The organism is Streptococcus parasanguinis, assembly GCF_019929185.1.
GTDB lineage: Bacteria > Bacillota > Bacilli > Lactobacillales > Streptococcaceae > Streptococcus > Streptococcus parasanguinis_O.
Map to the genome: position 1 here is coordinate 154,176 of NZ_JAHZPC010000003.1, position 25,795 is coordinate 179,970.

A 25,795-nucleotide genomic window follows, 5' to 3' on the forward strand; every position below is an offset into this window, starting at 1 on the left:
CGTGAGTCACCATTGAGCCCCTCGGCATCCACATTCCCCTTAGGAAAGTATCTTAGAATATTTTATCTTCCATCTGTTTTCTGATATAATATGAAAGAATGAAATGGTAGGGAACAGAACACTCATCCTTGGATTTGTGTGGCAGACCCTTCCCTTATATACAGGAGTTTTACATGAAAAAACAAGCTTTTAGTTCTGAAAAGTATTTGAACCTGCAACGTGACCACATTATTGAGCGGATCAACCAATTCGATGGCAAACTCTACCTTGAATTTGGTGGTAAGATGTTAGAAGACTTCCACGCTGCTCGTGTCCTCCCTGGATACGAACCAGACAATAAGATCAAGCTGCTCCAAGAATTGCGCGACCAGGTGGAAATTGTCATTGCCATCAACGCCAACAACATTGAGCACTCAAAAGCCCGTGGAGACCTAGGAATTTCTTATGACCAAGAAGTACTACGTTTGATCGACAAATTCAATGAATTAGGGATCTTTGTGGGCTCTGTCGTGATCACTCAATATGCTGGACAAGCTGCAGCAGACGCCTTTCGCAAGCAACTGGATAAGAGCGGGATCGCCTCTTATCTCCACTATCCGATCAAGGGCTATCCGACCGATATGGACCATATCATCTCTCCTGAGGGGATGGGGAAAAATGACTACATCAAGACCAGCCGCAATTTGGTCGTTGTGACAGCTCCTGGACCTGGTTCTGGTAAGCTCGCAACTTGTATGTCCAATATGTACCACGACCAATTAAATGGGATCAAATCTGGTTATGCTAAGTTTGAAACCTTCCCAGTTTGGAATCTTCCTTTGCACCACCCAGTCAACTTGGCTTATGAAGCAGCGACTGCCGATCTAGACGATGTCAATATGATCGATCCCTTCCACCTCCAAACCTATGGCGAAACAACAGTCAACTACAACCGCGATATTGAAATCTTCCCTGTCTTGAAGCGCATGTTGGAACGCATCCTAGGAACCTCACCTTATGCTTCTCCAACAGACATGGGCGTCAATATGGTTGGCTTTGCCATTGTGGACAATGACGCAGCGATTGAAGCTTCCCAACAAGAAATTATCCGTCGCTACTACCAAACCATCTTAGATGTCAAAGCAGAGCGTGTCGGTGAAGGAGCTGTGAAGAAAATTGAGCTCTTGATGAATGATTTGGGGATTACTCCAAATGATCGGAAAGTGACCGTGCTTGCCCGCCAAAAAGAAGAAGAAACAGGTGAGCCAGCCTTGGCCCTTGAATTGCCAAACGGCGAGATGGTAACCGGAAAAACCTCTGATCTCTTTGGCCCAACCGCAGCCCTCTTGATCAATGCGATCAAGAAATTGGCGCATATTGATAAAGAAACCAAATTAATCGAGCCAGAATACGTCCAACCTATCCAAGGCTTGAAGATCAATCATTTGGGTAGCCGTAACCCTCGTCTTCACTCAAACGAGATCCTCATTGCCCTAGCCATTACAGCTATGACCAATGAAGACGCTAAGCTTGCTATGCAAGAATTAGGCAAGTTGAAAGGCAGCGAAGCCCATTCAACCGTGATGCTGACAGACGAAGACAAGAACGTCCTTCGCAAGCTCGGTATCAACGTCACCATGGATCCTGTCTACCAATACGATCGCTTATATCGTAAATAAACTCAGACAAACAAAAACAATCCCTGCTCTAGGAATTGTTCAGATTGAAGACAAAGTCTTCTTAAAAAACTTTCCTTAGGTGAGTACGGACGTCAGCGAACTTCTATGAAGTTCCATGACTAATTATTGAGCCTAAGGTCTCAATAATTCCGAGTGCCTGAAACTGAGTCGTTTCAGGCACTTTTCTCACGGCTGAAAGTTTCAGAATATGATTGAATAACTATAACGAGTATAATTTTTAAAGAATTGATTAAATTTTATTAAAGATTCGTTTCTCTACGCTCTCAACAATCCCTCGAACAGGGATTGTTTTTTATTATGATGCAAAGAAGAGAGACTATTTGACAGCCTCCCATAATTGGCGAATGGGCTTTCTTTGAACAGGGTCCACAAAATGAGGAGCAATTTCATTCAAAGACTCTAGGACAAAGGCACGTTCTGCCACATAAGGATGCGGCAAGATCAAGTTTGGACTGTAACAAATGGTGTCCTCCATATAGAGCAGATCTAGATCGATCACACGTGGCCCCCACTTGATCTCACGGACACGCCCCATTTCCTGCTCAATGGCAAGTAAGGTCTCTAGTAAATCCTCTGGGGTCATCCAGGTTTCAACCTCTGCCACCTGATTCAAAAAGGTGTCCTGCTCCACCCCTCCCCAAGGTTCTGTTTCAATCCTTGTGGATGTCTGAAGAAGACGAATGCCTCGATCCTTGATTTTTTCTAGCGCCGTCTCTAGTTGCAGTTGTTTATCTCCCATATTGGTGCCAAGCCCAATAAAGGCCCGTTTTTTCTCCCGTTCGATTGTCACCGAACAAGTCTCTAATGGCAAGGGAACAGGAGCCCAGGGCTTTTTCAACTCCAGACGAACTTTTTCTACAAAGGCATAGCTTTCAAAAATCTTTTGCACCAACTGAAAGGCCACCGTTTCAATCAGATCGATCTTTTCTACCTGCATCCACTCGGTCAACTGTTCCGCCAAGATCCCGTAATGGATCGAAGCTTCCAAATCACCTGTGCGGGCAGCGCGAGTCATCTCATAATCTATCCATAGGTCTAGGACAAAGCGTTGTCCTAATTCTTTTTCTGCTGGAAAAACACCGTGATAGGCGTATACCTCTAAGTCCTTGATCCGTAATTGATCCACTCTGTTCACCTCTTATAGCCAGCCATTAGTGGCCCATGAGTTTATAGGCTTCATTTTTTAAGTCTTTATCTGTCGCAAGCAGTCCACGCGCAGCAGTTGTCACTGTAGCGGTCCCAGGTTTACGGACACCACGCATGTTCATACACATATGCTCTGCTTCTACCCAGACAAGTGCTCCTTGTGCTCCAAGATATTCCATCAAGGCATCTGCGATTTCTACCGTCAAACGTTCCTGAATCTGTGGTTTTTTAGCGTAAACTTCGACCGTACGAGCCAGTTTTGAAAGCCCAGCCACACGGCCATTTGGAATGTAGGCAATGTGCACTTTTCCATAAAATGGTAAAAAGTGATGCTCACACATGGAATGGAAGAAGATATCCTTCTCGACCACCATATTGTTATCAATGATTTCAAATGATTTAGACAGGTGCTCTTCTGCTGTCTGCCCTAGTCCTGCAAAGATTTCTTGGTACATCTTGGCAATGCGGGTCGGCGTTTCCTGAAGTCCCTCACGGTTCTCATCTTCACCGACTGCCTCGATGATCATTTTCACTGCTTCTTCAATTTTCTTTGTATCCATATCATCTCCTAGTTGGATTTTTCTGTTTTTAATAAATAAGGTCGTACCTGGCTAAGGAAGTAGAGCGACCCCGTTACAATGAGGAGCTCATTGCCTTCAGCTTGCCAGTTTTGTAGAAACTCTTGCCAGTTGACTTCCTCAAGCTGATGGTTTTTCGCAGCAGCTCTTATCTCTTCTTGAGAATAGGCTCTTGGATCTTCAAAGCTCGTGAGGATCAAGCGACTATTTTCTAGTTCCTGCCACTGAATGAGCATCTCTTCTAAGGCTTTGGTCCGGATGCAGGTAAAAAGAATGGTCTTATTTTGACTTGGGAACAGTTCCCGAAGACTTGCGATCAAAGGCGCAACGGCATGGGGGTTATGGGCCCCATCTAGTAAGATCATGGGATTTTGCGAGACCACTTCCATCCGGCCAGGCCAGACGACTTGATGCAAGGCCTCATCCACTAACTCTCTTGACAAGAGTTCACGCCCTTCTCTTTCAAAAAGTACATCACAGATACTGATCGCAAGAGCTGCATTTCTAGCCTGGTGATGACCTAAGAGCGCTACTTGATAGGAGGCTGTTTCTCTTTTGGAACTGTGATAAGAAAAGGATTGGCCCGATAGACAAGAGGCCTCTAGCTCAACTTGGTAATCTCTGTCATAGGCTGTTATCGGTGCCTGCTTCTGAATCGCAATGCCTTCAATGACTTGGCTGGCTTCTGCTTCTAATTTCCCTAGAACCAGAGGAATTCCTGGCTTAATGATGCCTGCCTTTTCACGGGCGATGGAAGCCAGATCTGGCCCAAGAAGGGCGACATGATCCAAGCCAATCGAAGTGATCGCAGTCAGAACAGGCTGACAGACATTGGTACTATCTAGTCGTCCCCCCATACCGACTTCCATGATCACATAATCCAGCTCCTCGTGAGCAAAATAATCATAGGCGATGGCCGTCATCACTTCAAATTCAGTCAACCCTTGAAAAACAGCCCTTGATTGTTCAGCTTCCAGGAGTTGCTGGTAACTATCCAGGTAGGTTTGCAGGTCTTGATCCGAAATGGCTTCGCCATTAATGGTGATTTGGTCATTGTAATGGATCAGATAAGGAGAGGTAAAGACTCCAACTCGTAAACCTGCCTGCCTCAAGAGTTGGGACAAGGTGGCAATGGTAGAGCCTTTGCCATTGGTCCCCGCAACATGAATGACCCGACAGTCTAGGTGAGGATTTCCTCTCAAAGCCAAGAGAGCTTCCATGCGCTCCAAGCCGAAATGTGGATCTTGAGAACGATAGGCTTCTAGCCAACGAAGATCCAACTGATGTTCTTTTGTCTTCATTTACTTGTATTGTTTTAAATTGGTATCTGCTGCCTCTTGGGCTTGGAAAATGGCTTGGCCTAGACTTGCTGCCATCTTGTGAAGGGGAATATCATGCACCCGCACCACTTCGACTCCTTGACTGGCTGCAATACTCGTCAAATGGCTCGAAGCCAGGTCCCGATTCCAAAAACCAGTCTCCGTTGCAGGATCTGTCTCAAATCCAGCTTCCTCAATAATGTTGACCACAAAGCGTTTGCGGGAGACCCCTAGAAAGATCGGATACCCCTTTTGGTGAATCGTCCCAAGTTCTTGTAATAAGAGTAAGTTCTCTCGCTTGGTCAACCCAAATCCGATCCCAGGATCCAACATAATACGATCCATCTGGACACCGGCTGCTTTCGCTTCAGCAAGCGAGCGGTCAAAGAAGGTCCACATCAAGTCTTGAATCGGTTCTTGAGCCATCTGTTGAAGCTCTTGCTCTGAAAAGACTGGTTCGAAACCAAAACTTGGAAAGATAGTGGAACTTGGATGATGCGGTCTTGCCATCACTGGATTAAACATGAGAACTGCGCTCGCTTCATGCTCCGCGACGACAGCAGCCATCTTAGGATCTCCAAGAAAACCAGTAATATCGTTGACAATATCAGCTCCAGCTTCGAGCGCCGCCGCCGCCACTTGAGACTTCCAGGTATCCACCGAGATCAAGACATCACTTTCTTTCCGAATGGCTTTAATCACTGGAACCACGCGGTCAATCTCTTCTTGGATCTCCACATAATGACTTCCTGGTCTGGTTGATTCTCCTCCGATATCGAGGATCTGAGCTCCTTCTTGGATCAGTTTTCTCGCCTGTTGCAAGGCTGCATCCACACTCGTATACTTACCGCCATCAGAAAATGAATCCGGAGTGACATTTAAGATCCCACAAAGAAGGGTCCCTTGGCCACTCAGCCATTTTTTATCAATCATTTTCGTTCTCCTTTGGTTCCCTTCCTACAGCATGATTGCGAATAAAAGAGGCTAGAACAAGTGTTCTAAACCTCTGAGTCTACTCTCCATACGGATTTCTGATTTTTTCTGACCTTCTGTAAGAAGGTTCTGCATCAAAACTCATTGGTACCTACCATTTTATCATAATTTATCATGGAAGAAAACTCTCGATACCGGCAATAAACAAAGGAGGAATACAGCTGGATAATAATAAGCCAGCGCATTCAAGGTCATGTGAAGGCAAATGCTATATTCGATCCGCTTGTAGCGATAAGCCACCCAAGTTAAGATCAAGGACATGCCTCCGTAAGCTACCCATTCCCCTAGGGTACTCGGTCCATGCAAGTAGGTAAAAAAGAGAGCACCAGCTAGGTAACCGATTGGTTCTGCCCCTCGAAAGATCAAACGAGGGATGATGGCCCGACAGAGCAGCTCTTCTAGAATCGGAGCAACAAGGATCACGACCATGCCCATAGCAAGAAAAGGAGCATGAGATTGCAGTTCATTCAGAGCCGCTTGGTTTGCCGTCGTACTACCTGCCTCTTGTTTCAATAAGGGATAGGCTAGCAAGTTATTAGCCATCAACAAGAGAAGAAAAAGAAAATTTCTCCCCAGAGCCGGCCAGGTTATGACCCGAACATCTAAGTTTTCCAGAGGGCTCTTCTTTATGACTATATAAAAAATAAATAGCACCATCACTGTTACCAAGAGAGTGAGGATAGTGATCCACCTTGCATCCATTCCTTCTTGAAGGGAATAAACCATAGTGATGAGGGGAAATTGTGAAAGAAAGAATAAGGGTACAAAAAGCAGGAGCCAGAGAGCATTCTTACATAATGGGTGCTCTCGAACAAAAGACTGTATTTTTTTCAATGGACAACCTCTTTCTCGTATAAAATAAGAAGACTGGGGCTTTCGCCTCTAGCCTTCTCACTTTATTTCAGTTTACTGATTTTTGAAACGTTCAACGTCACGCGCAATCACCAACTCTTCATCAGTTGGAATAACCAATACCTTCACACGGGAATCGTCTGTGGAAATATCTCCGACAACTCCAAAGACGTTCTTTTCAGGGTCGATCTTGCATCCAAACCAGCTGATCCCATTGATAATAGAAGAACGAACGTTTACTGCATTTTCACCGATCCCTGCTGTAAAAATGATGGCATCTGCACCATTCAAGACAGCTAAGTATTGACCAATGTATTTTTGCAAACGATCGATAAAGATATCGTAAGCCAATTTGGCTTTTTCGTCTCCATTGTGCATCGCTGTATGAATATCCCGCATGTCGCTAGAAGATTCAGAAACACCCAGAAGACCTGATTCACGATTGAAGATGCGGCTGATGTCTTCAGGCTTATTGAAATCCTCTGTATGTTCCATCAAGTAAGGAATAATCGCTGGATCGAGATCCCCTGTCCGCGTTCCCATCATGACGCCACCTAGAGGGGTGAAGCCCATTGAGGTATCGACAGAGATTCCCTTGTCAACCGCTGTAACAGATACACCATTTCCAACGTGGCAGGTGATCAATTTCAATTCTTCTAATGGTTTTCCAAGAAGTTTAGCAGCTTCACCAGCTACATACTGATGACTGGTTCCATGAGCGCCGTATTTACGGACCTTATTTTCTGTGTAATATTTAGTTGGAAGAGGGTAACGATAAGCTTTTTCCGGCATAGTTGTATGGAAAGAAGTATCAAATACCACAACACTGGTAATATTTGGACAAATCTCTCTAAAGGCACGAATTCCAGCTGCATTTGCAGGATTATGAAGAGGTGCTAACAAAGACAATTCTTCTACTTTTCGAAGGACTTCGTCATCTACCAAGGCAGAATCCTTGAAGTATTCTCCACCAGCAACGACGCGGTGGCCCACACCTGTAATCTCATCGTAGGATTTGATAATATCAAAACGAATCAAATCATCCAACAAAATTTTTACAGCTTGTGTATGATCCTGGATATCTAATACTTGTTTTTCAGAGCGTCCATCAAATTTAACAGTTGAAATAGAATCTTTCAAACCGATCCGTTCAATCAACCCTTTTGCAAGAACAGTTTCCTCTGGCATTTGGTACAATTGCCATTTCAAACTAGAGCTTCCTGCATTAATAGAAATTGTTTTCGACATATATTCACCTCATTAAGCGTTTTCACTTCCTCTATTATATCAGATCTTTGATCAAATTTCATTATCCTTTAACCAGTTTTGGAAACTTTCCATAAAGTGAACCACCTGGTCGTGATCCTGGAGATCGGTAAACGGATAGACAAAGGGCTGAACAGACTCTTCTTCTTGTTTTCGTAGGACGAAAATCGTCTTAGCATAGGCTGGATTTGAAAAGAGAGATTCTGGCAAGGTCAGCAAGGCAAGGATTTGAGCCTTGTCTGTTAGCCAAGCTTTTAAAAGATCACTCTGAGGGCTCGTCAAGAGGTTGTTTGGAGCTAAAAAGATGGCTACTCCTTGAGGTTTCAGGTATTTCAGAGCCTGTTCCATCATGAGGTGATGGGCATAGGTATGGCCTTCGGAGCTCGCTACCTGATAGCGCTGGGCAATTGCATCATCTGGATAGTATCCAATAGGAAGATCACTAACGATCAAGTCACTTTCTTTCAACACTTGCGGACGCACCGCGTCGCCTTGTGCAAAGACAACACTAGACTCCATCACATCTGCGATACTAGCAGATAGGTCAATCAAAAGATCATCTACTTCCAATCCTAAGTAATCAATCGTGAGGCGACTATTGTTGACAATAGTCTCAGCGAGATTTCCGGTTCCACTTCCCACTTCTAGGACATCCAGTTGGTCGCTTTTGGCCAACTGATCGATCAAAAATGTAATGATAAAACCAATCGCATCTGGTGTGAACTGGTGATTCGCTTGTAAAGGTTCTGTCTGAGCTGCTTTCATAAAAAGGAATTGGTAGGCTCTGCGCCATTCTTCCTTACTTAAACCTAGTTCTTTTAATTTTTTGCTATTGTTTTTAACAATGTCTAGATCTGTCTTGCCACCCAAATACATGGCATTCTGTTCAATCAAGGCGTCATAAAAGTTGGTCGACAATTCATTTTGAATACTTTGAGTGTTTTCCAATAGATAGGTATAGGCTTGTTCAATTTTTTCGAAATTCATGATTTCCTCCGCACCCTATCATACCAAAAATTAGTCTTTTTCGCTATTTTCTGATGGTTCCTTGATCTCGTTTGGCGTCTCTTCAGAAGGCGTTTCGCTCCCTGCCTTCTCCTTATCTTTCTGTGTCTTCTTCTTTTCTTTTTGGCTCTTGCTACTTTCTTTTTCTTCCCTTACAGGAAGGACAAACTCATAGCTTTCGCCATCCATCTCAGCTTGGGTATGAAGAAAACCAGTATCCTTTTTTAGCTGAACTTTTCCAGACTTTAAATGAATCTCCGATGTCTTCTCATCACTCTTTCTCTTTTCAAGAGCCAATTGCACCAAAGCATAGGCCCGAAGGCGATCTTGACTCGTCTTTAAGATCCGTCTCTCCGCAACCTGACGGTGCAGGTAAAACTGAAGCAAGAGACTAAAAATCGCTGCCATCAAGAGGGCGTAGAGCAAGACACCAGCCTTAACTATTTTCATTTTGCATCGCTGGTACCACATGGTAGACATACTCCCTTTCTAGACCTTCTTCAAAATTCAACCGCAGATGAATCAACTCTCCCTCCTGCCAAATTTGGCTAGAGCGAACCCCTGAAATCATAGGCTGATAGCCCCTGCCCTTATCATCTGTTTTTCGGATATCATCTCCTTTAGATTGACCAATAGCAATTGGTTTTTGATCCTGAACCAAGTAGATATGATTGTCCGCTACTTTTTCAAAATGGCTCCGGTCCAATTCCACCTGCAATTGTTGCTGAAAAAGTATCCATTCTTCCTGCTTTTGATGCGCCTGGTAGTCCAATTCAGCATGCAGGAGCTTGGTCAAGCCTTGAAAGACTAACACTCCCCCACTAAGCACTAAGAGAGCGACCAAGGCTTCGAGCAGGGTAAAGGCCTTGACCTTTCCTTTATTCCACATGCAGTACCACCTTTCCTTGATGATAGACCGTGAGTTGATCGGCATCTTTTTCGACTTGAACCTGAATACCATTGGCCTCTAGATGATTTTGCCCTGTCTGAAGCGCCATTTGAGCGACAGATAAGACCTCTACCTCTTTGAAATCCGCTAGTCGCTCCTTGCGCGAACGCCGGATCTCCCCTAACAATAAGGTCGTAATCATGGCAAATAAACCCAAGGCAACTAAGGATTCTATGAGAATACTAGCGGGAACGGATACTTTTTTTAATTTTCCCATTTCCAAGCGACAGTTGATAGGTCACCACTCCTCTCTGTGTCTGAAAGTGAACATTGGCTAGGGATGAATTGCCACCTGCACGGTCTAAACGAATAGTTTTAGGATCTTGCAAAATAACAGAATCAGGAATCTCCACTGTCTGGTAGGGCGTTTGAATCTTCCTTGCAGTCACTTCAACATCCAATTCCGTTTGCCTTGCCAAGGCTATCTTCTGGCTTTCTTGATAGAGGTGTTCAAACTCTGCAAAAAATACTTTTTCTTCCACCTGCTGAAAGCTCGTCTTGATCGATCCCGATAAGCCCAGATAGATAAAACTGACGATCATCAAGGTCAGAAGGGTCTCCACCAAGGTGAAGGCCTTAATCTGCAACCGCACGAGTTTCTCCACTATTTTTCGCATAATAGGCACGATAAGATTCTGCTTGTTTGTTGGTAATATTTCCATCAGCAATTAGCTTTGATAGAGTGGCTTGATCATTGGTATGATTGAGCTCATACAATTCAGCCTGGCTTTCGACCACCTTCACAACCGCTGCATTTCCTGTCTCTTTCACGGAGTCTTTTTGCTTGGTCAAATTCGGCACAAAGAGCAATAAGAGCACACTGATGATCAATAAGACCACCAACATTTCAATAAGTGTAAAAGCTTTAACCTTATAGGTTTTTAATGTTTTCATAAATGAACCTCCATATTTTGATAAATCGGCATCAACATGGCTGCATAGAGTAACACAATCACAAGAGCCACAAAGATAAACACCAAGGGTTGTATCACATTCATGGCCTTGTGAACCCGACGAAAGAAATCTTCCCATGTTTTTTCTGCGTAGATCTCTAGCTCACTTCCGAGCTTTGATTTGACTTCACCATATTCAATCATAAGGGGCAATTCTTTTTTGAAAAAAGGATACCCCCTGACCGTCTCTGAAAAGGACTGGCCACGATCTAAAGAAAGAGCTAAGTCCCTTCCAATCTCTTGAAAAAGCTGGGATTTTTGGTCCTGCATCATGGAAAAAATCTGAGACAACTCCAATCCTTGCCCAATCAGATTGCCCCATTCTCTGGCATAATAGGCTGTCAAATAAGCTTGAATCATGCCTTTTCCGAAAGGCAGATGAGACAAGGTTCTAAAAACGTTGATCTTGCCTGACTTCCGATAATAGAGAAAGCCGAGTAAGAAGAAGGTCACCAGTCCCGCTCCTAAGGCCAAAAAGAGTTGGGGGAAGGAACTGATCAATTGCGTCCCAATATTTTGAGCATCCATTTGAGGAAGCAAATAATTGCGCAGGCCTAGCATAATCAGAACTAAAAATCCAAGTAAGATAAGAGGATAGGTGCTCACCTCAATCAGCTTTTTCTTGACCTTGCGCATGTTTTCTAAGTAAGCACTGATTTTCTCCAAGCTCAATGCAAGATTGCCATGAAGCTCAGCGAGAGACAGCTGTGTCGTCACCGCATCTGAAAAACCGATCCCTGCCATCATCTCTGAAAAACTCCGGCCCCGCGAGAGATCCTCTCGCATCTGGGAAACCAAACGACTCTCCACTAGATGAGAGCGATCCAGAAAATCGACGATCTCAGACAGATGAAAACCACTCGAATAAAGATTCAAAAATAATTCGATGATTTGCTTTTGTTTAGCGGTAGATAATTTTTTCGGCTTGGGCCTGAGCCAGCTGGATATATCCCGATTGAGCCAAGAGATCCATTTGTTGGTTCCAGCGGCTGGCTGAGTGCTCTTGGTAATTTTCCGTCGCAAAATCGACCACACCTCCTCCTGCAATTAATCGTTGGTAGCAAATACCTTGTAAAACAATCTTGAGCTCTTCCTCACTCACTCCAAGTTCTAAGAGTCTCTCATAAACACCTCGAACGCTCTTGGCATGAATAGTAGAGAAGACGGTGACTCCTGTCAAACTAGCTCGTACGACTGCACGAGCTGTTTCCTTATCTCGGATCTCTCCAATGATGAGAAGGTCCGGCCGATGGCGTAAGGAGAGTTTGATCAGGTTGTCATAGGTCATGCCAATCTGGTCATTCAGCTGAAGCTGAAGCATATTATCCTGCTTGATCTCGACAGGATCTTCAATAGACATGACTTGCTGGTCCGCAAAGCGCTCTTGCGCCAAAGCATGCATGAGAGTGGTCTTTCCCGAACCAACAGGACCTGCAAAGAGATAAAGCCCACGACCAGCCAATTTCTTCTTCAAGTCCGGCAATTGATCAAACCAAAACCGTAATTCGCGTTCCTCATCATGCAAAAGCCGAATAACCAAGCTTTCATAGCCACGATAATCCCCCACAGTCGACAAACGAATCGAGACCACTCCAGCCTCCAAAGGGTAATCACACGATCCTAGCTGGCTGCGCCTTTTTTCTCCCACATTCATACCTGCTACGAACTTAAAGTGGCTGATAATAGCCGTCATCTCCTCAAACGGGAAGGATTGTACAAAGCGCCTCTCATCTCCCACCCTCATAAAAACCTGGTACTCCTCCTTCCGAGGAATGAAGTAAAGATCCTGAGCTTCTTCCTTTTTCCCCATGCGGATCAGTTTTTTTGCAATTTCTTGAACCATAGTTCCTCCTCTCACTTATACTATTCGAAAAAGAAGACAAAAAAAGAAGACTTTCTAGATCGCTCTAAAAAATCTTCCGCATTTCTCTTATGACAGGGTCGTCCCCTTTTTTGAATCGAGTGTATATTGACAAGAACGGTGTTTGCGACTGCCTCTTTCCTTTTCGTAGCCTGGGCGGAGCTTGCTTTTAGGGATCTTATGCTCGTCTTCTAGAAGGACAATCGAATGGAAAAACTGCACATCTTCACTGCAGTCCTCACACCACTCTTGCTCCTTGGTATCCCAAAAGATCGTCATGAGATCACTCCGACTCTTATAACTTGGAAAGTGCTCATTTAACTCCAACCACTTCTGCTTGTAGTATTTCAAAGCCTGGTAATAGTCTTCAAACTTCCGACTACTCACGATATCATCTTCCCAACCTTCTAAAAACCACCAGGGTTCACAGTCCCCGTACATTTCAATCACTCGATACATAAACTCTTCCATCCTTTGTATCCTCTATTATATAGAAAATCCTTTGAGAATAAAAGTTTTCTGCTCAGAGCATGATTTTTCAGATAGTTTTCAGGTGATTTTCGCCATTATTTTCCAAAAATAGACTGCCTAATTGCTATTGGGTCCTTTTTTCGAGAATCAAAAGAAGAGAGTCCCAACAAAATGGCGATCCATCTTTGGGAACTCTCTTTTCTCAAGTATTAGAACAATTCTAGTGCAATCATGGTTGTCATGGTTGCATCGTAATAGTTATTCAGAGGTAGATCTTGTGTAAAGATATACTTGTTCTGTTGAACCAACTTCAAATAGCCTTTTTCATGTTCAGAGGCATAGACAATCGGTGCCAAAAAGCTTGCTGCCTGATGATTGTTCAAGGCCTTCCCTTTCAAGTCATAACCTGCATACAGGTTTCTTTGACTCTTGAAAAAGTTAAGCATCTTTTTCACCAATTGTTGACTGGTTTTGTCCTTACTTTGAACAAGGTTGTATGGAAGGCGACAAGCGTTATACGAGTATGCACCATCATACTTGGATTCAATCGTCTTTGGATCCGCTACGCGCGTTCCTTGCTCATCTACCCAGATGAAATCAGGTAGTAAACCTGTTTTGGTTTGGGAGCTGATCGTTTGGAGTTGCTGCAACATCTTTTCTTTGATATCCAACCACTTCGAATCTTTTGTCACTTCATAAAAGATCTGGAATTGCGCTGGCAATGTATCAGACGTCCGCATCAAATGATAAAACTCCGAGTCCTGATTGGCCCAATTCCCCACCGTTAACACACCAGTTTCTTCATTGTAGTTGTGTGCGAGAATATCTTCTAAAATCGCTTTGGCTTGAGCCTGGTAGTCTTTAGCTTGCTTTGGCCATTGCTGAGCAGCTTTTAGAAGAGCATAGGCGATGTAGAGATCTCCATCTGTAGCGTTATGATCCTCATCCTTTGCTTTTCCATTGCTGATGGTTTGTTTCCAAGACATCAATTGGGTACCTTCTAAGCGATGATTTAGATAATAGTGATAGAGTCGGTCAAAGTCTGCTTGTTGGGCTTGTCCTTTTTCGGCAGCTGCAACAGTAATGAGCATTCCATAACTTTGCGCCTCGGATAACACTACCGTTTGATTGCTATCATTGGTGGTTCGAACATAGGATTCTTTCCCTTTTGAAACAACAAAATGCTCATTCCACTGACGATAAATTCGATTTCGCATCTCCACTTTACTTCGCGTTCTCGCTAAAAACAAGGTCAAACAGAAAATGCAAAGGATGACTAGAAACCATACATATCTCATCTTTTTCGTTTTCATAATTTCTCCTATCCTGCGAATCGTTTTGTTTTAACCCATTTGGTTTCTTTCCGGTGCAATAGTTTATCCATCACAATCGAAGAGATGGCATCAATCGACACAATGATAAACAGTTGAGAATAGGTGAAATAGGCAGCCAAGGCCAACCAAATTTGCTTGGTAGTGGCTTGCCCAAATTGTGAAGCCAGCGCTACATTAATCTGAAGCAGATAAAGCCCGATCATCAAGATCCAATTGAAGAGCATCAATTGCGCAATATAGATATTTTCAGAATCAAAGGCAAATGGAATTTGCACACCTGGCACCACTGTATGGATACACATGGCTAGAATATTGGCAAAAAAGATCAAGTCCGATAAGACGATGGCAGCGTTAAACCAGAAGAAGACACAGGAATAGTTGGTCACTTCTAACTTCACGCGCCAATTTCCCTTACCAAATAAATGCTTGAAGTTGGAAAGAACCACTTCATAATTCCCTTTGGCCCAACGTTTCCGCTGCATATAGTAACTCTTCAGAGTCTCTGGCTCTTGTTGGAAGGCTTCTGAATTATAGGCTAGCGCAATCAACTTCCCACTTTGCATAATCTTGAAGGAAATATCCGTATCCTCAGTCAAGGCACCGTTTTTCCATCCTCCAATACTCTTGACAAATTCGGTTTGAATAATGAAGTTAGTTCCTGGAATCCGTCCAATCTTAAAGAGATGCCACATGCCCACATGGTGGACCCGTTGGGTGACAACAATCTCTTGGTTGATACAGCGGGTCAAGAAGTTTTGATTGGCATTCCGCGTTTTATTGCGGCCGAAAGAAGCCACATGGCGTTCTGGATCTTTGAGGACTTCTTTCACAAGGAAATAAAGAGCATTCTTTTCAGGCATGGCATCTGCATCATAGACGCAGATATAGTCTCCGGTCGCCATGGCCAAAGCGTCATTTAACACACCGGCTTTCCCACCTGTCCCGCTTCGATTGATAATGGTCAAATCACGTCCTGCATACTCTGGCAATGCTTTAACTGCCAAACACTCTTCATAAGTGCGATCGGAACAATTATCCGCAAACAGTAGTAATTCTACACGATCATGTGGGTAGTTCAAATCAAGGATCGCTTTGGCTGTCTGTGCAATAACCACATCCTCATTATGGGCAGGTACGACGATCGTCACTTTTGGATAATAAGGAAGCGGATCCGTATTGACACGAAAATCACTGTGTTTAAACCAAAAATGAACGGCTGAAAAGAGGATTACTAAGCCCCAGGCTAAGGACAGCCAAATCGAAATCAAGGCAATAATCATCACAATTTGACTAATCATGGTCCACCGCCTTAAAGTTTTTATTGACACGGCGGTAAATCACCGTATAAGCTACAAATAATACAATAAAGCACAAGGCAAAAAATACACTGATGCCTACAGCTATATTAAAAAATATATTTGTAAGAGACATGTTTTCCTCCTAATATTCCACAATAATATCTGTTTCAAGTTGACGTTTTAAGTAACGAATCATTTCTTTATAGCGATGGTATTTGGTTCGATTGGATTGATCCACTACAAGAAATCCTGACTGAAATTGGATGCCCTGAACCCCATCTTCTCCTTGGAAAACCAGTCCTTCCAACTGTGGTTTTAAGACCGTCATATAATCGCTCTTCAGATCCCGCTCGCTATCAGAAGATAAGATCAAGAAATTACCGTCTGATACATAATACAAGCTTTCATTTGGCTTCAGATGATGCGTTAACAAATAGTTGATTTGGTTTAAGGTCCGATTGTACTCTCTCGGTTGCAATTGGAAGAACAATTCCTCGTGCGACCAGTGAATGAGCAAGGCCTGAATCGTATCATTGGTTTGTCCGCCATAAGAAGCGATGCGGTTGCGGTAATCTGCGTAAGCTTCTGCCTCTTGATCCTTCACTTTTGCAATCTCTTTAAAGAGGTGATAGCGAATTCGGGTCAAGATTCCAATCAAGATCGGAAAACTAAAGAGCAAGAGCAAGGCTTGATGAAATGGGATATAGACAACACCCGCCACCAAAAAGACAATCCCAAGGGCAAATGACAACAGGATGGTCCATGTCAACAATAAATCCGATAAAACAATAGCAGCAAATAATCCTAAAACAAAGAATAATCCTTCTTCAATCAGAATCTCTCTTGCAAAAAACAAGCAGTAAAGTAAAAGAAGTACTTCGAAAACAATCAAAATCAGCAACCATCTACTTAACTTTTCCGTTTTTTTCATTTATTCTTTCTCTCCCTCATGAAATTCTTCGGCAGCCTCTCCCTGGCCAAAGTAATGTTTAATGGCTTGTACGATTCGCTCAGAAGCTCTTCCATCCCCATAAGGATTTCGCGCATTCGCCATTTCTAGATAAAGATGTTCATTGGTTAAGAGCTCTGTCATCGTCGTTTTGACGACATCAGGATCCGTTCCAACTAATTTCAAAGTTCCCGCTTTGACCCCTTCTGGGCGTTCCGTTGTATCGCGTAATACCAATACCGGTTTTCCTAATGATGGCGCCTCCTCTTGCACCCCACCTGAATCCGACATGATAAAGTAACTTCTCGAAGCTAAGTTGTGGAAATCTAGTACATCTAGAGGCTCAATGAGGTGGATCCGATCATGATCTCCTAATAGATCGTTTGCCGCCTCTTGGACCGCTGGACTAAGATGCACTGGGTAAACCACTTCAATAGTCGGTTCTTGATCCACCATTTCTCTCAGAGCCCCAAAGACCGCTCGCATAGGTTGGCCTTGATTTTCTCTTCGATGCATGGTGACCAGGATGACTTTTTTAGCTGGATCCAATTGATCCAGTACTTCGTGGTGATAGTCCTCTTGAACCGTTAGTTTCAGCGCATCAATGGCAGTATTTCCTGTCACCACAATAGAGGATTCCGGATGATTTTCTTTTAAGAGATTGGCCTTACTTTCGCCCGTCGGCGCAAAATACAGATCCGCTAAATCATCCGTCATTTGACGGTTCATCTCTTCTGGATACGGAGAATATTTATCAAAGGTTCTCAAACCAGCTTCGACGTGACCAATGCGGACTTGATTGTAAAAGGCAACCAGACTCGCCGCAAAGGTAGTAGTCGTATCTCCATGGACGAGCACCATATCCGGCTTTTCTTTTTTGATAACTGGATCTAATTGATTCAGAATTTTAGAGGTAATGTCTAATAAGGTCTGACTTTTCCCCATAATATCCAAATCGTAATCAGGTACGATGTTAAAGGTTTCTAAAACCTGGTCCAACATTTGACGGTGCTGAGCAGTGACCACTGTGATGGTCTCAATAACCTCCTTTTGTTTTTGTAACTCCAGCACCAAAGGGGCCATCTTGATGGCCTCCGGTCGCGTCCCAAACACAACCATAATTTTCAATTTTCCCATAAACTTCTCCCGTTGACATGCATGTAATTCAACATTTTTTTAAATTGTGTACATCTTTTTTCATTCTACCGCCAATGACTTTAAATGTCAAACCGATTTTGGGTTTTATAAAGAAATTACTAATAGTTAGTCATTTTATTATTTTGGTGTTTAGAATACATATCCATATAATCACTAATTGTAAGTATTTACAGCACGACTTTTACCGGGCTAATATTTTTGGTAAAAAAATAATTCAATAATTATACAATTATTTTTCAAATAATAAATTTTTATAATTTTTTCAAAAAAAGCCGGAACTTGTAGTTCCGACTTATTTTCTTATTTTTCTACGACTTCAGCTGTTTGAACTTCATCGACTGTTCCATCTGTTAATGGCACTTCTTCGATGATTTCAACTTCATTGACTGCTTGTGGTTCCAAGTTACGGTAACGAGCCATACCTGTACCTGCAGGAATAATCTTACCAATGATAACATTTTCCTTAAGTCCAAGGAGATGGTCTTTCTTACCACGGATCGCTGCGTCAGTAAGGACACGAGTTGTTTCCTGGAAGGAAGCCGCTGACAAGAAACTGTTGGTTTCAAGAGAGGCTTTGGTGATTCCCATAAGGACTGGACGTGCAGTCGCAGGAACTCCACCAGAGATAAGGACATCCTTATTAGCATCTGTAAAGTCTGTGATATCCATGAGCGTACCCATGAGAAGGTCTGTATCTCCTGGATCCATGACACGTACTTTACGAATCATTTGACGCACCATTACCTCGATGTGTTTGTCGCCGATTTCTACCCCTTGGCTACGGTATACTTTTTGTACTTCCGCAAGGAGGTAAGTTTCAACTGACAAGACATCACGTACAGCAAGGAGACGTTTTGGTTGAATAGATCCTTCTGTCAGAGCATCACCACGAGAGACTTGATCTCCCACTTCGACTTTCATGCGGGCAGTGTAAGGGACAACATATTCGCCCTCACCAGTTGCTCCGCTAACAAAGACTTTCTTGGTCCGTGTAGAAGCATCTTCTTCGATGGCTGTGACTTCCCCTTTGACCTCAGTGATGACCGCTTCCCCTTTTGGATTGCGGGCTTCAAAGATTTCTTGGACACGAGGAAGACCTTGAGTGATATCGGTATTTGAGGCAACCCCACCCGTGTGGAAGGTACGCATGGTCAACTGTGTACCAGGTTCCCCGATAGATTGGGCAGCGATGGTTCCGACTGCTTCACCCACTTCAACCGCATCACCAGTCGCCAAGTTGATACCATAACAGTGACGGCAGACACCATGGCGGGTGTTACATGTAAAGACAGAGCGGATAGTGACTTCTTCCACACCAGCTTTGACAATTTCACGTGCTAGGTCTTCTGAAATCAAGGTATCTGGACCAACGATGACTTCACCTGTTTCAGGATGTTTAACAGATTTCTTGGTATAACGACCAGTCAAACGTTCTTCGAGTGGTTCGATCATTTCCTTACCATCAGTAATGGCACGGATCACAAGTCCACGATCTGTTCCACAGTCGTCTTCACGGATAATGACGTCTTGGGCCACGTCAACCAAACGACGAGTCAAGTAACCTGAGTCGGCTGTCTTCAAGGCCGTATCGGTCATCCCTTTACGGGCACCGTGAGTTGAGAAGAACATTTCGAGTACTGACAAACCTTCGCGGAAGTTTGACAGGATTGGCAATTCCATGATCCGTCCGTTTGGAGCGGCCATCAAACCACGCATACCGGCAAGTTGCGAGAAGTTTGAGATGTTACCACGGGCTCCAGAGTCCATCATCATAACGATTGGGTTCTTCGGATCTTGGTTATCTACCAAGCGTTTTTCCAATTTTTCACGGGCTGCACGCCATTCAGCTGTAACGGCATTGTAGCGTTCGTCATCTGTGATCAAACCACGACGGAATTGTTTGGTGATTTGTTCTACACGTTTGTGAGATTCTTCAATGATTTCTGCCTTGTCTTCAACGACCGGAATATCGGCAATCCCCACTGTCAAACCAGCAAGGGTTGAGTGATGGTAACCCAAATCTTTCAAGCGGTCCAAGAAAGCAGATGTTTCGGTTGTACGGAAGCGTTTGAAGATTTCTGCGATGATATTTCCAAGATTTTTCTTCTTGAATGGAACGTTTAATTCCAATTTCTCAATCGCTGCTTTGACATCTTGACCAGGCTCCAAGAAGTACTTAGCTGGAACGCCTTCTGTCAAGTTGGCATTATTTGGCTCTTGAAGGTATGGAAGTTCTGCAGGCATGATATCGTTAAAGAGGATCTTACCAACAGTTGTCAAGAGAATCTTGTGTTGTTGCGCTTCTGTCCATGGTTTGTTCAAGCTATCTGTCGCAATTCCGACACGGGTATGCAAGTGAACATAGCCATTGCGAAGGGCCATGACCGCTTCATCACGGTCTTTAAAGACCATGCCTTCGCCTTCACGACCAGCTTCTTCCATAGTGAGGTAGTAGTTCCCCAATACCATATCCTGAGATGGGGTAACAACTGGTTTACCGTCTTTTGGATTCAAGATGTGCTCAGCAGCCAACATCAAGATACGAGCTTCTGCTTGGGCTTCTTCTGAAAGCGGTACGTGGATGGCCATTTGGTCACCGTCAAAGTCGGCATTGTAGGCTTCACAGACAAGTGGGTGCAAGCGAAGGGCTTTCCCGTCAATCAAGACAGGTTCAAAGGCTTGGATCCCCAAACGGTGAAGGGTCGGTGCGCGGTTCAAGAGAACTGGGTGTTCTTTGATCACTTCTTCTAGGATATCCCAGATGCGTTCATCTCCACGTTCGACCAAGCGTTTTGCAGCTTTGACGTTTTGCACGATATCACGCGCAACGATTTCACGCATCACGAATGGTTTGAAGAGCTCGATCGCCATTTCACGTGGCACACCACATTGGTACATTTTAAGAGTTGGACCAACGGCGATAACGGAACGTCCTGAGAAGTCAACCCGTTTACCGAGCAAGTTTTGACGGAAGCGTCCTTGTTTCCCTTTGAGCATGTGGCTCAAGGATTTTAATGGACGGCTACCTGGTCCTGTGATCGGACGACCACGACGACCGTTGTCGATCAAAGCATCGACAGCTTCTTGGAGCATCCGTTTTTCGTTTTGCACGATGATACCTGGTGCATTCAACTCAAGCAAACGAGCCAAACGGTTGTTCCGGTTAATTACCCGGCGATAAAGGTCATTCAAGTCAGAGGCGGCAAAACGGCCACCATCCAATTGGACCATCGGACGAAGATCTGGTGGAATAACAGGAAGGATGTTGAGGACCATCCATTCGGGCTTGTTGCCAGATTTATAGAAGGCATCCAAGACATCCAAACGACGCACAGCCTTCACACGTTTTTGACCAGTTGCAGTCTTCAATTCTTCTTTCAAGAGAGCAATTTCAGCTTCCAGATCCACTTGTTTCAAGAGGTCTTGGATGGCTTCTGCACCCATCTTAGCTACAAAGGAACCTGGTCCGTATTCACGCAAGCGTTCACGGTATTCACGTTCTGTCATGATGGATTTGTGCTCAAGTGGAGTATCTTTTGGATCGATCACCACATAAGCTGCGAAGTAGATGACTTCTTCAAGGGCACGAGGGCTCATATCCAAGGTCAATCCCATACGAGAAGGGATTCCTTTGAAGTACCAGATGTGTGATACAGGTGCTTTCAACTCGATGTGCCCCATGCGTTCACGACGAACTTTCGCACGTGTTACTTCAACCCCACAGCGGTCACAAACAATCCCTTTGTAACGGATTCGTTTGTATTTCCCACACGCACATTCCCAGTCTTTTGTAGGTCCAAAGATGACTTCATCAAAGAGACCCTCACGTTCTGGTTTCAATGTACGGTAGTTGATTGTTTCAGGTTTCTTGACCTCTCCATAAGACCATGAACGGACCTTGCTTGGAGAAGCTAGGGTGATTTGCATACTTTTAAAACGATTTACATCAACCACTATTTCTTACCTTTCCTTGTTTTCATACTTGTTTCATTTGGATACAGCTTAGGTGGGGAAAGAAAACTTTCTTGCCACCTCCTTGTGTCTGTATCTTGTTATCGAATCATCCTGTCAGAAGCATTGGTTTCTCACAAGACAATCATTTTTACTGATTATTTTTCTGATTCTTCAGCATCAAAGGCTGCTTTTGCTTCCTTGGCTGCTTTTTCACGTGCTTTTTCAAGGTCATCCACATGAATCACATCATCGTCTTCCCCTTCATCGAGGTCACGAAGTTCCACTTCTTGATCATCTTCGTCCAAGACACGCATGTCAAGACCAAGAGATTGCAATTCTTTGACAAGAACGCGGAAGGATTCTGGTACACCTGGTTTTGGAATTGGTTTACCTTTGGTAATCGCTTCATAAGCTTTCAAACGTCCGTTGACATCATCTGACTTGTAAGTCAAGATTTCTTGAAGGACATTTGATGCACCATAAGCCTCAAGGGCCCACACTTCCATTTCCCCGAAACGTTGTCCACCAAACTGAGCTTTCCCTCCGAGTGGTTGTTGGGTAACCATTGAGTAAGGTCCGACTGAACGGGCATGGAGTTTATCATCAACCATGTGGTGAAGCTTGATCATGTACATGACACCGACAGAAACACGGTTGTCAAACGGCTCACCTGTACGTCCATCGTAAAGAATCGTCTTGGCATCACTATCCATACCAGCTTCTTTCACAGTATCCCAGAGGTCTTCTGAGCTTGCTCCGTCAAAGACTGGTGTTGCGATGTGAATACCCAAGTTACGAGCGGCCATACCAAGGTGAAGTTCCATAACCTGACCGATATTCATACGTGATGGCACCCCAAGAGGGTTCAACATGATATCAACCGGTGTACCGTCTGGAAGGTAAGGCATATCTTCAACTGGAACAATACGAGACACAACCCCTTTGTTTCCGTGACGACCGGCCATCTTATCTCCGACGCGGATCTTGCGTTTTTGTGCGATGTAAACACGAACCAACATGTTGACACCCGATTGCAATTCATCTCCGTTTGCACGTGTAAAGATCTTAACATCGCGAACAACTCCATCTCCACCGTGAGGTACACGGAGTGATGTATCCCGCACTTCACGAGATTTATCTCCAAAGATCGCGTGAAGGAGACGTTCTTCAGCAGAAAGGTCTTTTTCACCCTTCGGTGTGACCTTACCGACAAGGATATCGCCTTCTTTTACTTCCGCACCAATACGGATAATACCTGTTTCATCCAAGTCACGAAGAGCATCTTCCCCGACGTTTGGAATTTCACGGGTAATTTCTTCAGGGCCTAACTTGGTATCGCGTGTTTCTGATTCGAATTCTTCCAAGTGAACAGATGTGTAGACATCTTCTTTCACCAAGCGTTCGCTCATGATAACGGCATCCTCGAAGTTATACCCTTCCCAAGTCATGTAAGCGACGATTGGGTTTTGACCAAGGGCCATTTCCCCTTTTTCCATCGATGGACCGTCAGCAATAAAGTCGCCTTTTTCAACAACATCGCCAACTTTTACAAGGGTACGTTGGTTGTAAGCCGTACCTGAGTTTGAACGACGGAATTTTTGGATGTGATATACATCAAGAGATCCATCTTCCCGACGAACTTCTACCTTGTCTGCATCCGCGTAAGTAACTTTACCATCGTGTTGAGCAATGACTGCAGCTCCTGAGTCATGGGCAGCTTGGTATTCCATACCAGTACCCACATAAGGGGCTTTTGGATCAATCAATGGCACAGCCTGACGTTGCATGTTGGCACCCATGAGGGCACGGTTGGAGTCATCGTTTTCCAAGAAAGGAATACATGCTGTCGCAACGGCAACTACTTGTTTTGGAGACACGTCCATGTAGTCGACTTGATCAGATGGGAATTCCTGGTTGTTACCACGGTGACGTCCCATAACGATTGGCTCAGCAAAGCCACCTTTTTCGTTCAACTTAGAGTTGGCCTGAGCGACGATGTACTCATCTTCTTCATCGGCTGTCAACCAAACGATTTCGTTGGTCACTACACCTTTTTCACGGTCCACTTTACGGTATGGCGTTTGAATGAAACCATATTTGTTCAAGTGTCCATAAGATGACAAGTTGTTGATCAAACCGATGTTTGGTCCTTCAGGTGTTTCGATTGGACACATACGACCATAGTGGGTATAGTGCACGTCACGCACTTCATATCCGGCACGGTCACGTGTCAAACCGCCAGGCCCTAAGGCAGACAAACGACGTTTGTGAGACAACTCAGAAAGTGGGTTGTGTTGGTCCATGAACTGTGACAATTGGGAAGATCCAAAGAATTCTTTAATTGCTGCAGTTACTGGACGAATGTTAATAATTTGTTGTGGTGTCAAGACATCGTTATCTTGTACAGACATCCGTTCGCGAACGTTTCGTTCCATCCGTGAAAGTCCAAGACGCACTTGGTTGGCAAGCAATTCACCAACGGCACGAATCCGACGGTTTCCAAGGTGGTCGATATCATCCACGCGGCCAAGACCTTCTGCAAGGTTCAAGAAATAGCTCATTTCTGCCAAGATATCAGCTGGAGTTACGATGCGCACTTTGTCAGATGGGTTGGCATTTCCGATGATGGTAACAACGCGGTCTGGATCTGTTGGAGCAACAACTTTGAATTTTTGCAATTCTACTGGCTCTGTCAAAACAGCAGCATCATTTGGAATGTAGGTGATTTTGTTCAAACCGTTATCCAATTGTTCAGAGATGCTGTCGATGACATCGCGCGTCATGACAGTACCAGCTTCTACAAGGATTTCCCCTGTTTCAGCATCTACCAATGGTTCTGCGATGGTTTGGTTCAACAAGCGGTTCTTGATATTGAGTTTCTTGTTGATCTTGTAGCGACCGACAGGAGCCAAGTCATAACGACGTGGATCAAAGAAACGAGCTACCAACAAGCTGCGTGAGCTTTCCGCTGTTTTTGGTTCACCCGGACGAAGACGCTCGTAGATTTCTTTGAGGGCTTCATCTGTCCGTGAATCCATTGGATTTTTGTGGATATCTTTTTCAATGGTATTACGAACCAATTCGCTATCCCCAAAGATATCGATGATTTCATCATCTCCAGAGAATCCAAGAGCACGCACAAGAGTTGTAAATGGAATCTTACGTGTGCGGTCGATACGTGTGTAAGCAATGTCTTTTGAGTCGGTTTCAAGCTCTAACCAAGCCCCACGGTTAGGGATAACAGTTGATCCATAACCAACTTTACCATTCTTGTCCACCTTATCATTGAAGTAGACACCTGGTGAGCGGACCAACTGAGATACGATAATCCGTTCTCCACCATTGATGATGAAGGTTCCCATTTCAGTCATGATTGGGAAATCACCAAAGAAAACTTCTTGGGTCTTGATTTCACCTGTTTCTTTGTTGACCAAACGGAAGGTCACAAAGATTGGTGCTGAGTAGCTAGCATCGTGGATGCGCGCTTCTTCAAGCGAATACTTAGGTTCACGGATTTCATAACCCACAAATTCCAATTCCATTGTATCCGTGAAGTTTGAGATGGGAAGTACATCTTCAAATACTTCCTTCAAGCCATGATCCAAGAAATCTTTGAATGAGTCTGTCTGGATTTCAATCAAGTTTGGTAAATCAAGAACCTCTTTGATTCTTGAAAAACTACGACGGGTCCGATGTTTCCCGTATTGAACGTCATGTCCTGCCAAAGTTTTTAGCTCCTTTTTCCATACTAGGATAGCTTGGTAAAATGACTTTCACCACCTATCCGGTTTTAACTACAATTGTGTGATTTGCATCACGTGAAGAGCTATCTCTTCACCTCATTCGTCGCTTTTTGTAATTTTTAGAAAAATTAAATTTGTGTAACAAACTAGGATTTTTCTGAAAAATAGGCACAAAAAGAGCAGCTAAATCGACTTATTCAAGTAAGATTTAACTGCTGTAAGCTCTTATTTGGACAATATTTCAAATAAAGCACACGACAAATTAGTTATCACTATTATACCGTTTT

Annotated in this window: 23 protein-coding genes; 1 reads left to right on the forward strand and 22 read right to left on the reverse strand. The window is 44.0% G+C overall.

Going from position 1 to position 25,795, the window contains the following annotated elements; translation table 11 throughout:
- Positions 1-173 precede the first annotated feature (173 nt).
- On the forward strand, positions 174-1,658 hold the full coding sequence (locus K1I56_RS03390) for a DUF1846 domain-containing protein (RefSeq protein ID WP_021154294.1): 1,485 nt from the start codon (positions 174-176) through the stop codon (positions 1,656-1,658).
- A 337-nt stretch (positions 1,659-1,995) separates the two neighbouring features.
- Here the strand turns inward: K1I56_RS03390 and folK are convergent, their stop codons facing one another.
- The 22 genes from folK to rpoB form a co-directional block, all read right to left on the reverse strand.
- On the reverse strand, positions 1,996-2,805 hold the full coding sequence (gene folK / locus K1I56_RS03395) for a 2-amino-4-hydroxy-6-hydroxymethyldihydropteridine diphosphokinase (protein WP_223325253.1): 810 nt from the start codon (positions 2,803-2,805) through the stop codon (positions 1,996-1,998).
- Positions 2,806-2,830: 25 nt separating this feature from the next.
- Positions 2,831-3,385: a GTP cyclohydrolase I FolE gene (gene folE, locus K1I56_RS03400; protein ID WP_003019101.1), complete on the reverse strand. Its 555-nt coding sequence runs from the start codon at positions 3,383-3,385 to the stop codon at positions 2,831-2,833.
- Positions 3,386-3,393: 8 nt separating this feature from the next.
- Positions 3,394-4,704 carry a bifunctional folylpolyglutamate synthase/dihydrofolate synthase gene (locus tag K1I56_RS03405; protein ID WP_223325254.1) on the reverse strand — a complete coding sequence of 437 codons (1,311 nt, stop codon included), beginning with the start codon at positions 4,702-4,704 and terminating at the stop codon, positions 3,394-3,396.
- On the reverse strand, positions 4,705-5,655 hold the full coding sequence (gene folP, locus K1I56_RS03410) for a dihydropteroate synthase (RefSeq protein ID WP_223325255.1): 951 nt from the start codon (positions 5,653-5,655) through the stop codon (positions 4,705-4,707).
- A gap of 162 nt (positions 5,656-5,817) precedes the next feature.
- Complete coding sequence (locus K1I56_RS03415; RefSeq protein WP_317627937.1) at positions 5,818-6,549, reverse strand: CPBP family intramembrane glutamic endopeptidase; 732 nt, start codon at positions 6,547-6,549, stop codon at positions 5,818-5,820.
- Between the two features lie 72 nt (positions 6,550-6,621).
- Positions 6,622-7,815, reverse strand: a complete 1,194-nt coding sequence (locus K1I56_RS03420; protein ID WP_223325257.1) for an acetate kinase — start codon at positions 7,813-7,815, stop codon at positions 6,622-6,624.
- A 51-nt stretch (positions 7,816-7,866) separates the two neighbouring features.
- Positions 7,867-8,820 (reverse strand): class I SAM-dependent methyltransferase, encoded by a 954-nt coding sequence (locus K1I56_RS03425; RefSeq protein ID WP_223325258.1) that lies wholly within the window; start codon positions 8,818-8,820, stop codon positions 7,867-7,869.
- Positions 8,821-8,850: 30 nt separating this feature from the next.
- Complete coding sequence (gene comGG, locus K1I56_RS03430) at positions 8,851-9,288, reverse strand: competence type IV pilus minor pilin ComGG (protein WP_223325259.1); 438 nt, start codon at positions 9,286-9,288, stop codon at positions 8,851-8,853.
- Complete coding sequence (gene comGF, locus K1I56_RS03435) at positions 9,275-9,727, reverse strand: competence type IV pilus minor pilin ComGF (RefSeq protein WP_223325260.1); 453 nt, start codon at positions 9,725-9,727, stop codon at positions 9,275-9,277. The genes comGG and comGF overlap by 14 nt, the downstream gene beginning before the upstream one ends.
- A complete protein-coding gene (gene comGE, locus K1I56_RS03440; RefSeq protein WP_223325261.1) occupies positions 9,717-10,004 on the reverse strand; it encodes a competence type IV pilus minor pilin ComGE in 288 nt (95 codons plus the stop codon). Before comGE ends, comGF begins: the two co-directional genes overlap by 11 nt.
- Entirely contained in the window at positions 9,970-10,374 is a 405-nt protein-coding gene (gene comGD / locus K1I56_RS03445; RefSeq protein ID WP_003004513.1) for a competence type IV pilus minor pilin ComGD, read from the reverse strand. The genes comGE and comGD overlap by 35 nt, the downstream gene beginning before the upstream one ends.
- Positions 10,364-10,681 (reverse strand): competence type IV pilus major pilin ComGC, encoded by a 318-nt coding sequence (gene comGC, locus K1I56_RS03450; protein ID WP_049489153.1) that lies wholly within the window; start codon positions 10,679-10,681, stop codon positions 10,364-10,366. Before comGC ends, comGD begins: the two co-directional genes overlap by 11 nt.
- The gene (gene comGB, locus K1I56_RS03455; protein ID WP_223325280.1) at positions 10,678-11,709 is read right to left on the reverse strand and encodes a competence type IV pilus assembly protein ComGB; all 1,032 of its coding nucleotides are present in this window, start codon (positions 11,707-11,709) and stop codon (positions 10,678-10,680) included. The genes comGC and comGB overlap by 4 nt, the downstream gene beginning before the upstream one ends.
- Positions 11,642-12,583, reverse strand: a complete 942-nt coding sequence (gene comGA / locus K1I56_RS03460) for a competence type IV pilus ATPase ComGA (protein ID WP_223325262.1) — start codon at positions 12,581-12,583, stop codon at positions 11,642-11,644. The genes comGB and comGA overlap by 68 nt, the downstream gene beginning before the upstream one ends.
- Before the next feature lie 87 nt (positions 12,584-12,670).
- The gene (locus K1I56_RS03465) at positions 12,671-13,060 is read right to left on the reverse strand and encodes a DUF1033 family protein (RefSeq protein ID WP_070587909.1); all 390 of its coding nucleotides are present in this window, start codon (positions 13,058-13,060) and stop codon (positions 12,671-12,673) included.
- A 221-nt stretch (positions 13,061-13,281) separates the two neighbouring features.
- Positions 13,282-14,385: a family 8 glycosyl hydrolase gene (locus K1I56_RS03470; RefSeq protein WP_223325263.1), complete on the reverse strand. Its 1,104-nt coding sequence runs from the start codon at positions 14,383-14,385 to the stop codon at positions 13,282-13,284.
- 8 nt (positions 14,386-14,393) lie between these two features.
- Entirely contained in the window at positions 14,394-15,704 is a 1,311-nt protein-coding gene (locus K1I56_RS03475; RefSeq protein ID WP_223325264.1) for a glycosyltransferase family 2 protein, read from the reverse strand.
- The gene (locus K1I56_RS03480) at positions 15,697-15,837 is read right to left on the reverse strand and encodes a hypothetical protein (protein WP_003004308.1); all 141 of its coding nucleotides are present in this window, start codon (positions 15,835-15,837) and stop codon (positions 15,697-15,699) included. Before K1I56_RS03480 ends, K1I56_RS03475 begins: the two co-directional genes overlap by 8 nt.
- Before the next feature lie 9 nt (positions 15,838-15,846).
- The gene (locus K1I56_RS03485; RefSeq protein WP_155168051.1) at positions 15,847-16,635 is read right to left on the reverse strand and encodes an MMPL family transporter; all 789 of its coding nucleotides are present in this window, start codon (positions 16,633-16,635) and stop codon (positions 15,847-15,849) included.
- Positions 16,636-17,790 carry a non-hydrolyzing UDP-N-acetylglucosamine 2-epimerase gene (wecB, locus tag K1I56_RS03490; RefSeq protein ID WP_223325265.1) on the reverse strand — a complete coding sequence of 385 codons (1,155 nt, stop codon included), beginning with the start codon at positions 17,788-17,790 and terminating at the stop codon, positions 16,636-16,638.
- Between the two features lie 321 nt (positions 17,791-18,111).
- Entirely contained in the window at positions 18,112-21,765 is a 3,654-nt protein-coding gene (gene rpoC, locus K1I56_RS03495) for a DNA-directed RNA polymerase subunit beta' (RefSeq protein ID WP_070661142.1), read from the reverse strand.
- Positions 21,766-21,920: 155 nt separating this feature from the next.
- Positions 21,921-25,490 carry a DNA-directed RNA polymerase subunit beta gene (gene rpoB / locus K1I56_RS03500; RefSeq protein ID WP_049492125.1) on the reverse strand — a complete coding sequence of 1,190 codons (3,570 nt, stop codon included), beginning with the start codon at positions 25,488-25,490 and terminating at the stop codon, positions 21,921-21,923.
- Positions 25,491-25,795 lie beyond the last annotated feature (305 nt).

Excerpts from the sequence above, each read along its gene's own strand:
- K1I56_RS03390 (WP_021154294.1), top strand. The coding sequence starts at position 174 with ATGAAAAAACAAGCTTTTAGTTCTGAAAAGTATTTGAACCTGCAACGT.
- folE (WP_003019101.1), bottom strand. The coding sequence starts at position 3,385 with ATGGATACAAAGAAAATTGAAGAAGCAGTGAAAATGATCATCGAGGCA.
- K1I56_RS03405 (WP_223325254.1), bottom strand. The coding sequence starts at position 4,704 with ATGAAGACAAAAGAACATCAGTTGGATCTTCGTTGGCTAGAAGCCTAT.
- folP (WP_223325255.1), bottom strand. The coding sequence starts at position 5,655 with ATGATTGATAAAAAATGGCTGAGTGGCCAAGGGACCCTTCTTTGTGGG.
- K1I56_RS03420 (WP_223325257.1), bottom strand. The coding sequence starts at position 7,815 with ATGTCGAAAACAATTTCTATTAATGCAGGAAGCTCTAGTTTGAAATGG.
- K1I56_RS03425 (WP_223325258.1), bottom strand. The coding sequence starts at position 8,820 with ATGAATTTCGAAAAAATTGAACAAGCCTATACCTATCTATTGGAAAAC.
- comGG (WP_223325259.1), bottom strand. The coding sequence starts at position 9,288 with ATGAAAATAGTTAAGGCTGGTGTCTTGCTCTACGCCCTCTTGATGGCA.
- comGF (WP_223325260.1), bottom strand. The coding sequence starts at position 9,727 with ATGTGGAATAAAGGAAAGGTCAAGGCCTTTACCCTGCTCGAAGCCTTG.
- comGE (WP_223325261.1), bottom strand. The coding sequence starts at position 10,004 with ATGGGAAAATTAAAAAAAGTATCCGTTCCCGCTAGTATTCTCATAGAA.
- comGC (WP_049489153.1), bottom strand. The coding sequence starts at position 10,681 with ATGAAAACATTAAAAACCTATAAGGTTAAAGCTTTTACACTTATTGAA.
- comGA (WP_223325262.1), bottom strand. The coding sequence starts at position 12,583 with ATGGTTCAAGAAATTGCAAAAAAACTGATCCGCATGGGGAAAAAGGAA.
- K1I56_RS03465 (WP_070587909.1), bottom strand. The coding sequence starts at position 13,060 with ATGTATCGAGTGATTGAAATGTACGGGGACTGTGAACCCTGGTGGTTT.
- K1I56_RS03470 (WP_223325263.1), bottom strand. The coding sequence starts at position 14,385 with ATGAAAACGAAAAAGATGAGATATGTATGGTTTCTAGTCATCCTTTGC.
- K1I56_RS03475 (WP_223325264.1), bottom strand. The coding sequence starts at position 15,704 with ATGATTAGTCAAATTGTGATGATTATTGCCTTGATTTCGATTTGGCTG.
- K1I56_RS03480 (WP_003004308.1), bottom strand. The coding sequence starts at position 15,837 with ATGTCTCTTACAAATATATTTTTTAATATAGCTGTAGGCATCAGTGTA.
- K1I56_RS03485 (WP_155168051.1), bottom strand. The coding sequence starts at position 16,635 with ATGAAAAAAACGGAAAAGTTAAGTAGATGGTTGCTGATTTTGATTGTT.
- wecB (WP_223325265.1), bottom strand. The coding sequence starts at position 17,790 with ATGGGAAAATTGAAAATTATGGTTGTGTTTGGGACGCGACCGGAGGCC.